At 32.7% G+C, this 1516-nt stretch carries 3 protein-coding genes; 2 read left to right on the plus strand and 1 reads right to left on the minus strand.

What is annotated here, in order from left to right:
- Positions 1 to 189 precede the first annotated feature (189 nt).
- Positions 190 to 504, minus strand: coding sequence for a hypothetical protein (locus ACFX4X_RS25410; protein ID WP_230162525.1), 315 nt, complete (start codon positions 502 to 504; stop codon positions 190 to 192).
- 197 nt (positions 505 to 701) lie between these two features.
- Between ACFX4X_RS25410 and ACFX4X_RS25415 the strand changes: the two genes are divergently transcribed.
- Both ACFX4X_RS25415 and ACFX4X_RS25420 read left to right on the plus strand, forming a co-directional pair.
- Positions 702 to 977, plus strand: coding sequence for a hypothetical protein (locus tag ACFX4X_RS25415; protein ID WP_377387642.1), 276 nt, complete (start codon positions 702 to 704; stop codon positions 975 to 977).
- A 181-nt stretch (positions 978 to 1158) separates the two neighbouring features.
- Positions 1159 to 1341 (plus strand): hypothetical protein, encoded by a 183-nt coding sequence (locus ACFX4X_RS25420; RefSeq protein WP_289321236.1) that lies wholly within the window; start codon positions 1159 to 1161, stop codon positions 1339 to 1341.
- Positions 1342 to 1516: the final 175 nt, after the last annotated feature.

Genomic DNA, 1516 nt, shown 5'->3' on the forward strand with positions numbered 1-1516 from the left:
AAACGCCGTATACGCGAACCGTACGTACGGTGTTGTGAGAGGGGCGAAAATAAACTTATTTTCCCCCTACTCGATTATGCAACTATCGGGGCAGGATAATTCAGTAACGTCGCATAAGACATTTAGTTAACAATTAAAAAAGACAGTGTACCACTGCCTCTTTTTGGATGGGTTAAAGAAAACGAAGAATTATTTCATCTTATCTAAGGAAATTATTCTATGTTTTAATTCTGAATTCATATCTAAAACACCTATCACAATTTGATTATCTTCCGTCAATGTTATGTATCTAAAATAATCATCATCTGAAATCAACAAATCGGTGTCATTCGTCGTTTTTTCCATTTTGGCAAATACATCTACTGTGTACTCAAGGTGAAAAAAATCATCAAATCCCTTGCTTGAGCTACCTACCCAGGTATACAGAAAATCTTTCAGTGTGATTTGTTCAATTCCCGATAATTGTTTCTTAAATTTTAACTTATCTACTGTAACGCTTATCATCTTTCATCACTCCTTAACGAGTCTTCATTATATATATTGAAGTCTCCTCCAACAATGCTATTTGCGTAACAATCCGTTTACAGTTTAGTTACTAAGGGGTAGGTTTGTTGAAGATTAATGTCCATATTCTACCTAAAGGCTAAATGATTGTTTTCTGATAAAATGATGTGAATTACAGCCTTTTAGGAGGAGAAAGATTGGATGCTTTGGTTGTTGGATTATTGTTTTTAATTCCAGGAATAATCTTTTTCATATTGGTTTTGTTAAAATATACTGAAGAAGAACATTGGAAGGAAGTTAAGAAGTGGAAATGGATAAGAAATGATACCTATGCTTCTTGGTCAGAACAGGATATTATCCTTTTTCATAAAATAGCGAGTAAATCATACATCGCAGCGAAAATAATTCTTATCCTGTCATCCATCATTCCAGTTGTAATAGGTGCTTTCGCTTTATGGGTCTTTTTTTCGTAGATTGACTCCTTATTCAGCTAACGGGTAGATTTACTTCAATAAGAGAGGTTGCTGAGGCAGCCTTTTTCTTATTTAACTAACGGGGAAGGTTACTTGAAGAAGAGCTATGTTAAAAGCCCAACCACTGTTACTAATTTATGGTAACATTAAATTAATGCATTTTATTAGGAGAGCTAAAATTATGGGAATTATACTTTCAATTTTTTACGGATTTGTTGGGTTATTTATTCTATATATAGTTATCGAAACAGCAGTAAGGAAAGGAATAAACAGTTCAATAATTGGTCAATTTATTGAAAATAAGTATGGAATTAAAGAAGATAAAAGGTCTTTTCTTGATGATGATTTAGATAATGATAAATAAGGTTTCTTATGGAAATAACGGGGCAGGTTAATTTAATAAGAGTTCAAAAAAGTGGGTGAGTAAATGCCTTATTTAAAAGTTAAAGATGGTATAGATATATTGGTATGTCAACACTAAATCAAACAACTTTTTTAAGGGCTAAGTTTCGATAAGCCACCGGACTTAAGTAGCCAAG

This window comes from Peribacillus sp. YIM B13481, from assembly GCF_042787985.1.
In the GTDB taxonomy this organism is placed as follows: Bacteria; Bacillota; Bacilli; order Bacillales; family DSM-1321; genus Peribacillus; species Peribacillus simplex_A.

Bases quoted from the DNA above. Each gene is read 5' to 3' on its own strand.
- ACFX4X_RS25410 (WP_230162525.1), bottom strand. From the start codon at position 504: ATGATAAGCGTTACAGTAGATAAGTTAAAATTTAAGAAACAATTATCG.
- ACFX4X_RS25420 (WP_289321236.1), top strand. From the start codon at position 1,159: ATGGGAATTATACTTTCAATTTTTTACGGATTTGTTGGGTTATTTATT.